Source organism: Streptomyces sp. NPDC005648 (assembly GCF_040605395.1).
Classification (GTDB): domain Bacteria; phylum Actinomycetota; class Actinomycetes; order Streptomycetales; family Streptomycetaceae; genus Streptomyces.
Window position 1 is genome coordinate 1 of record NZ_JBEXCS010000182.1, and the last position, 6,651, is coordinate 6,651.

Sequence of the window (6,651 nt, forward strand, 5' to 3'; positions counted from 1 at the left end):
GGCGGTGCCGTACGGCGTCCAGGACCAGGTCTCCGGCCGCGGCACGGGGCGCGGGGCGTGTGTCGCGGTGTGCCGGCTCAGGAGGCCCGGCGCTCGGGGTCCTCGTGGATCTCCACGCCGCCGGAGTCACCGAAGGTCAGCCGGCAGGTGTCGGCCCGGTACGTGGCGGCGGAGAGCGCCGCGGTGCGGCCCTCGGCGAGGAACCGGGTGGTGACGACGAGGACCGGCGCGCCCGGCAGGCGGTCCAGTTCCTTGGCGTCGTCCGCGCGGGCCGAGCCCAGCTCGACCGCGCTCTCCCGGCCCTCCAGCTCCAGCCGCTGCAGCTCGCGCAGCACCGCACGCGCGCGTGCCGGTCCCGAGGGAGCGTCTATGGCGGAGAGCTCCGGCACCGACGACGCCGGGATGTAGAGCAGCTCGGCGGCGACGGGCTGGCCGTGGGACACCCGGGAGCGCCGCACGGTGTACACGGGTTCGTCCGCTCCGGTCTCCAGCGCGGCGGCGACGGCCGCGGGCGGCACGGCGACCGCGCAGTCGACGGCCTGCCAGACGTCGTCGGCGGCACTCGGCCACGCGTGCTGCTCGGTGCCGACGGCGACGCCCACGCGCGGGGGCGCGACGGTCGTGCCGACCCCACGGCGGCGCTGCAGCCTGCCTTCGAGTTCGAGCTGCTCCAGCGCCTGGCGGAGCGTGGCGCGGGCGACGCCGAAGCGGGCGGCGAGATCGCGCTCGTTGGGCAGGATCTCGCCCACGGAGAATTCGGAGTCCAGTGCCTCACTGAGCACGGTCTTGAGATGCCAGTACTTCGGTTCCGGCACCGATTCCAGCTGCGTGGTCCCCACCCTGTCCTCCGCAATCGCCGTGGTCCGGCGGCGTTTTAGCGCCCTTGTTTATTAAAGGTTGTTGCACTTCTCTGCGACCATAGGGCGGCCCAAACCCTTGGTCAAGACCAATCCTCGAACCCATAGGTGAAGACAGAGAGCGCTTGCGCGCGCGGCGCCGACGGAGCGCTCGTGCGACGGCCTCACACGGCGGGCAGGGACCCCAGCTTGTCGGGGTTGCGGATGATGTAGACCGCCTGGATACGGCCGTCGTAGACGTCCAGCTGGAAGACGCTGTCCGGTTTGCCGGCGGACAGGACGACGAGGGCGGGGCCGCCGTTGAGCTCCATCAACCGGAAGGTCGGGTCCGGTACGCCCTTCCGGGCGGCCCCGACGAGGAAGCGGCCCACCTTGTCGGCGCTCTCCAGGACCCGCAGCGGCGCCCGCGACTTGCCGCCGCTGTCGCCCACGAGCCGCACATCCGGCGCGAGCAGGGCCAGCAGGCCCTCCAGGTCACCCTCCCCGGCGGCGGCGAGGAAGCGCTCGGTCAGTTCACGGCGCCGGACCGGGTCGACCTCGTACCGCGGCCGCCGTTCCTCCACATGCCTGCGGGCCCGCCCGGAGAGCTGCCGTACGGCCGCCTCGCCGCGGTCGAGCATGGCGGCGATCTCCGCGTAGGGGTAGCCGAAGGCCTCCCTGAGGACGAAGACGGCCCGCTCCAGCGGCGAGAGCGACTCCAGGACGACCAGGACGGCCAGGGACACCGAGTCGGCCAGGACGGCGCGCTCCGCGGTGTCCGGGACGGCGTCCCCGAAGTCGGTCGCGTACGGCTCCGGCAGCCAGGGGCCGACGTAGGCCTCGTTGCGCGCCTTCACCTGGCGCAGCCGGTCGATGGCGAGGCGGGTGGTGACGCGCACCAGATAGCCGCGCGGTTCGCGCACCTCGCCGCGGTCGGCGCCGGACCAGCGCAGCCAGGCCTCCTGGACCACGTCCTCCGCGTCGGCCACCCGGCCGAGCATGCGGTACGCCACGCCCAGCAGAACGGGGCGGTGCTCTTCGAAGACATCGGTCCCGGTGTCGGTCGTCACGGCCCCATCCCATGCGACGGCTCCGGACATGTCCAGGGGAAATCCGCGTGTCCCCGGAGCAGAATGGCCCCGGGGACCGCCGGTGGTCGGCGGGCCGGAATGGCGGAGGTGGCCATGCGGTACGCGGTTCTGGGCACGGGCGAGGTCGGACGCACTCTCGGCACGAAGCTGGCGGAGCTGGGCCATGAGGTGACACTGGGCTCCCGCACCAAGGACAACCCGGCCGCCCTGGAGTGGGCGCGCGACACCGGGGCGGGCGGGTGGCGCCGGCCGCCCTGGAAGCGGCGGGGGCGGCGAATCTGGACGGCAAGGTCGTCATCGACGTGTCCAATCCGCTCGCGTTCGAGGAGGGGGAGCTGCGGCTCGACCCCGTCGAGTCGGACAGCGTGGGCGAGCAGATCCAGCGGGCGTTCCCGCACGCGCGCGTGGTGAAGTCCCTCAACACCGTCAACTGCAAGGTGATGGTGGAGCCGTCGCTGGTGCCGGGCGAGCACAACATCTTCGTGTGCGGGGACGACGCGGCGGCCAAGGAGCAGGTCACCGCTCTGCTCGGTGAGTTCGGATGGCCGCCGCACCGGGTGCTCGACCTGGGCGGCATCCGCTCGGCACGCGGCGTGGAGATGGTGCTGCCCCTGTGGCTCGACCTGTTCCGGAAGATGGGGCACGGGGAGTTCAACCTCGAGGTGCGCAGGGCACGTTGAGAGCGCCGCGGGCGCGAGGCCTTGGACATCGGGGCCACCCGGTGGACTTCAGGGGCTACCTGGCGCACCTCAGTGGACCTCAGGGGCTACCCGTCGGTAGCAATTGCTGACAAGCTGTCTACACGGCGTCCGTCAGCGAGCCCCAGACGAGGAGCACCCCCATGTCCGCCACCGTCTCCTTCAAGGTCCCCTCTCCACGCGGCCCGCAGCCCGTGACCGTGGACTACACGCGCGTGGGCAGCGGTGAGCCCCTGCTCCTGCTGCACGGCATCGGTCACCACCGGCAGGCCTGGGACCCGGTGGTGGACCTCCTCGCGACCGAGCGCGACGTGATCGCCGTGGACCTGCCCGGCTTCGGCGCGTCCCCGGGGCTGCCCGCCGGACTGGCCTACGACCTGCCCACGACGACCGCCGTGTTCGGGGCGTTCTGCGAGGCGCTGGAGCTCGACCGGCCGCATGTGGCGGGCAACTCCCTGGGCGGGCTGCTCGCTCTGGAACTGGGCCGCGAGAAACTCGTACGGTCCGTCACCGCCCTCTCCCCGGCGGGATTCTGGTCGGAGGCCGAGCGCCGCTACGCCTTCGGTGTCCTCCTCGCCATGCGCAGGATCTCCCGGCGGCTGCCGCTTCCGCTGGTCGAACAGCTCTCGCGCTCGGCGGCCGGCCGGACGATGCTGACGAGCACCATCTACGCCCGCCCCGGCCGCCGATCACCCGAGGCGGTGGTCGCCGAGACGCTGGCTCTCGCTCAGGCCACCGGGTTCGACGCGACCCTCCGGTCGGGCGCCGCCGTCCAGTTCCGGGACGACGTGCCCGGCCTTCCCGTGACGGTGGCCTGGGGCACCCGCGACCTGCTGCTCGTGCGCCGCCAGGGGGTGCGCGCCAAGCAGATCATCCCGCAGGCCCGTCTGGTGCGGCTGCCCGGCTGCGGCCACTGCCCGATGAACGACGACCCGGCGCTGGTCGCCCGCGTCATCCTCGACGGCAGCCGCTGACGGTCCGGAGCCGGGGACCGACGCGCCGGAGCCGGGGGACGACATCCCGGACCCGCGTGTCGACGCGACGGAGCCGAGACCTGTCAACGCGCCGGAGCCGAGAGCGACTCCGGCGCCCACGAGGGCGCTTCCGAGGGCCTGAGCGGGCCCGTAGGAGCCCGTTCCCACCAACGGGGCGGTGCAGGCGGCGGCGACCGGGATCAGGCCGGAGAAGAGCGTGGCGCGCTCGGTGCCGATCCGCTGCACGCCCATGTACCAGCACACGAATCCCACGACCGTGACGACCGCCGCCTGCCACAGCAGGGCGGCGGCCTCGGTGCCGTCAGGGCGTCGCAACCACGCGGTGCCGTCGAGGAGCAGCCCGGCCGCGGCCGACTCGACGGCCGCGATCCCGCACACCGTGGCGGACAGCAGCCGCGGCCCCAGAGGGCGCAGTACGGGCACGGCGAGCACGGCGAACCCGGCCTCGCCGACCAGCGCGCACGCGGAGAGGGCGAGTCCGGTGCCGTCCGTGCGCCCCCAGCCCTGGACCGTGCAGGCGCCGAGCGCGACGAGGAACGCCCCGTACAGGACGGTGCGCCGGGGCCTGCGCCCCTCCAGCAGCGGGAGCGCGACGGCCACGACCACGGGCGCGCAGCCCACGAAGACGCCGGGCACCGCCGGTTCGGCGGTGCGCTCGGCGGCGAGCACCGCAAGGTTGAAGCCGACCATGCCGATGGCGGCGAGCAGGGCCAGGCGGACCCACTGGCGGGGCACGAGGGCCCGGAGGCGGGCCGGCGCTCCGGCGCCGACCAGGGGCAGGAGCAGCAGGCAGGCGAGGCCGTAGCGCAGGAACTGGCCGCCGGCGTACGGGTAGTGGCCCAGGACGCTGTTCGCGGTGAAGGACCCTCCGACGAGGACACCGGCGAGTGCGGCGAGCAGGGCTCCGCGGGTGGTGGCGTTCATGGTGGCGACGCTAGGCAGCGCGGCGGTCCGGATTAAGGTCCACTTCCATGACGTCATCGGGGACCAATCGGGAGGGGCGAGCGGCGGCGGTTGGGGTGGGAGGCCGCGCGGACGAGCCCGGGCCGGGGGACGCGGCCGGTCCTGAACGGCAGTTCGCGTCCACCGCCTGGGAGCTGCTGCTGCCCGCCGCGTCGGCGCCCGCACGCACGCGTGGACGTTCGCTGCAGGCCGCGTTGCGCGAGGCGGTGCGGTCGGGGCGGCTGGCGCCGGACACAAGGCTGCCGTCGAGCCGGGAGCTGGCGGCCGACCTCGGTGTGTCGCGGGGGCTGGTCACCGAGGCGTACGAGCAGTTGACGGCCGAGGGCTATCTCCGCAGCGGGCGGGGCGCCGGCACCTGGGTGGGCGGCGCCGTGCGGGCCGCGCGTCCACGCGCGCGTGACCTCGCACCGCGCTCCCCCGGCGCCGAGGCCGACTTCGTGGCCGGGACACCGGACCTGTCGCTCTTCCCGCGCACCGCGTGGACGGCCGCACACCGCGGCACACTGGCGGAACTCCCCCACCAGGACCTCGGCTATCCCGACCCGCGCGGACTGCCCCGGCTGCGCACCGCGCTGACGGAACTGCTGACGCGCCGCCGGGGTGTGGTGGCGGACCCGGAGCGGATCGTCGTCGTCTCCGGGGTGGCGCAGGCGACGGCACTGCTCGGATTCGTGCTCCACGCGCGCGGGGTGCGCACGATCGGCGTGGAGGACCCCGGCAGCCCCCAGCACGACACGCTGTACGCCGGGGCGGGCGTGACCACGGTGCCCCTGCCCATGGACGGCGAGGGGCTCCTCCTCGGCCCACTGCGCGAGTCGCGCGTACGGGCCGTGGTGACGACACCGTCCCACCAGTTCCCCACCGGCATCGCGTACTCGGCCCGCCGCCGCGCCGGACTGCTCGACTGGGCGCGGTCCGTGGACGGGCTCGTCCTGGAGGACGACTACGACGGCGACTTCCGCTACGACCGGGCTCCCGTGGGCGCGCTCCAGGGACTCGACCCGGAACACGTGGCCTACACGGGCTCGGTCAGCAAGTCGCTCGCCCCGGGTCTGCGGCTCGGCTGGCTGCTCGTGCCGGAATCGATGACCGAGGAGGTCGTCGAGCGCAAGCGGACCATGGATCTCGGCCATCCCGCCCTGGACCAGGCGCTGTTCGCCCGCTTCGTGGAGCACGGCGACTACGACCGTCAGCTGCGGCGCTGCCAGCGGGCGTACCGCGAGCGCCGCGACGCGCTGGTGGCGGCGCTGGAGGAGCACTTCCCCGGTTCGGAGGTCACCGGGATCGCCGCGGGCCTGCATGTCATCGCCGAGCTCCCACCCCGCTACGGCCCCGAGGAGCGCTTCCTCGCGCGCGTGAACGGCGCGGGGGTGGCCGTACGCGCGCTGACGCGGTACACGCACGCGCGTGCCGGGCAGGACGGGAGCGACGGCGTGCGGTTGGTCCTCGGGTACGCGCATCTGCCGCCCGCGCGCATCCGGTCCGGCGTTCGGCTGATGGCCGAGGCGACCGCGGTGTGAACACAGGGCGTCGGGCGCGGAAATCGACGTACCGCCGGGGCTTCGCGCCTCCGGGGTCGGCGGGGGTCCGCGTCGGCTCCCGTGTCCCCGCGGTCAGTTGTTCACCTGTGGTTTCCGTGTGCGCCGAAGCGCACCAGTAGTTGTGGCATCGCACACTGGCCGGATCCCGTCCCTGGAGGCGCATCCATGTCCCACCGTCCGTTCCCCGGCCGCCGCAGCGTCCTGCGCGGCTCCCTCGCCGCTTCGGCGGCCCTGACCCTGCCCACCGCGCTCGGCGCGGCTCCGGCGTTCGCTCTCTCGGGGCGTCCGAAGGCGAGCTGGGGTGTGCAGGCGGGAGACGTGACCACCGACTCCGGCCTGGTGTGGGTGCGTTCCGACCGGCCGGCGCGGATGATCGTCGAGACGTCGGCGACCGAGTCGTTCCGCGACCCACGCCGCTGGCATGGTCCGCTGCTAGATGATCGATTCCAAGGGGTCAGTGATCGTAGGCGGTCAGTGAGCGGTAGATCGGCTCTCCGGTCTGGTCGTTGTGCCAGATGGCGGCGGTC

At 73.7% G+C, this 6,651-nt stretch carries 4 protein-coding genes and 3 pseudogenes; 4 read left to right on the plus strand and 3 right to left on the minus strand.

From position 1 onward, the window contains the following. Positions 1 to 77: 77 nt before the first annotated feature. Positions 78 to 839 (minus strand): GntR family transcriptional regulator, encoded by a 762-nt coding sequence (locus tag ABZT17_RS44670; RefSeq protein WP_356357924.1) that lies wholly within the window; start codon positions 837 to 839, stop codon positions 78 to 80. Positions 840 to 1,021: 182 nt separating this feature from the next. Further along, positions 1,022 to 1,906 carry an RNA polymerase sigma-70 factor gene (locus ABZT17_RS44675; protein WP_356357925.1) on the minus strand — a complete coding sequence of 295 codons (885 nt, stop codon included), beginning with the start codon at positions 1,904 to 1,906 and terminating at the stop codon, positions 1,022 to 1,024. Positions 1,907 to 2,020: 114 nt separating this feature from the next. On the opposite strand from ABZT17_RS44675, the pseudogene ABZT17_RS44680 reads away from it, so the two are divergent. Both ABZT17_RS44680 and ABZT17_RS44685 read left to right on the plus strand, forming a co-directional pair. Continuing rightward, a pseudogene (locus tag ABZT17_RS44680) lies at positions 2,021 to 2,607 on the plus strand (NAD(P)-binding domain-containing protein). A gap of 161 nt (positions 2,608 to 2,768) precedes the next feature. Then, a complete protein-coding gene (locus ABZT17_RS44685) occupies positions 2,769 to 3,599 on the plus strand; it encodes an alpha/beta fold hydrolase (RefSeq protein WP_356357926.1) in 831 nt (276 codons plus the stop codon). Between the two features lie 111 nt (positions 3,600 to 3,710). On the opposite strand, the pseudogene ABZT17_RS44690 reads toward ABZT17_RS44685, so the two are convergent. Continuing rightward, a pseudogene (locus ABZT17_RS44690) lies at positions 3,711 to 4,601 on the minus strand (DMT family transporter); the annotation flags it as partial. Here ABZT17_RS44690 and ABZT17_RS44695 point away from each other — a divergent pair. Further along, positions 4,592 to 6,103, plus strand: coding sequence for a PLP-dependent aminotransferase family protein (locus ABZT17_RS44695; protein ID WP_356357927.1), 1,512 nt, complete (start codon positions 4,592 to 4,594; stop codon positions 6,101 to 6,103). The pseudogene ABZT17_RS44690 and the gene ABZT17_RS44695 sit on opposite strands and share 10 nt — an antisense overlap. 186 nt (positions 6,104 to 6,289) lie before the next feature. Continuing rightward, positions 6,290 to 6,559 (plus strand): annotated as a pseudogene (locus tag ABZT17_RS44700) (PhoD-like phosphatase N-terminal domain-containing protein); the annotation flags it as partial. Positions 6,560 to 6,651 lie beyond the last annotated feature (92 nt).

Bases quoted from the DNA above. Each gene is read 5' to 3' on its own strand.
- ABZT17_RS44685 (WP_356357926.1), top strand. From the start codon at position 2,769: ATGTCCGCCACCGTCTCCTTCAAGGTCCCCTCTCCACGCGGCCCGCAG.
- ABZT17_RS44695 (WP_356357927.1), top strand. From the start codon at position 4,592: ATGACGTCATCGGGGACCAATCGGGAGGGGCGAGCGGCGGCGGTTGGG.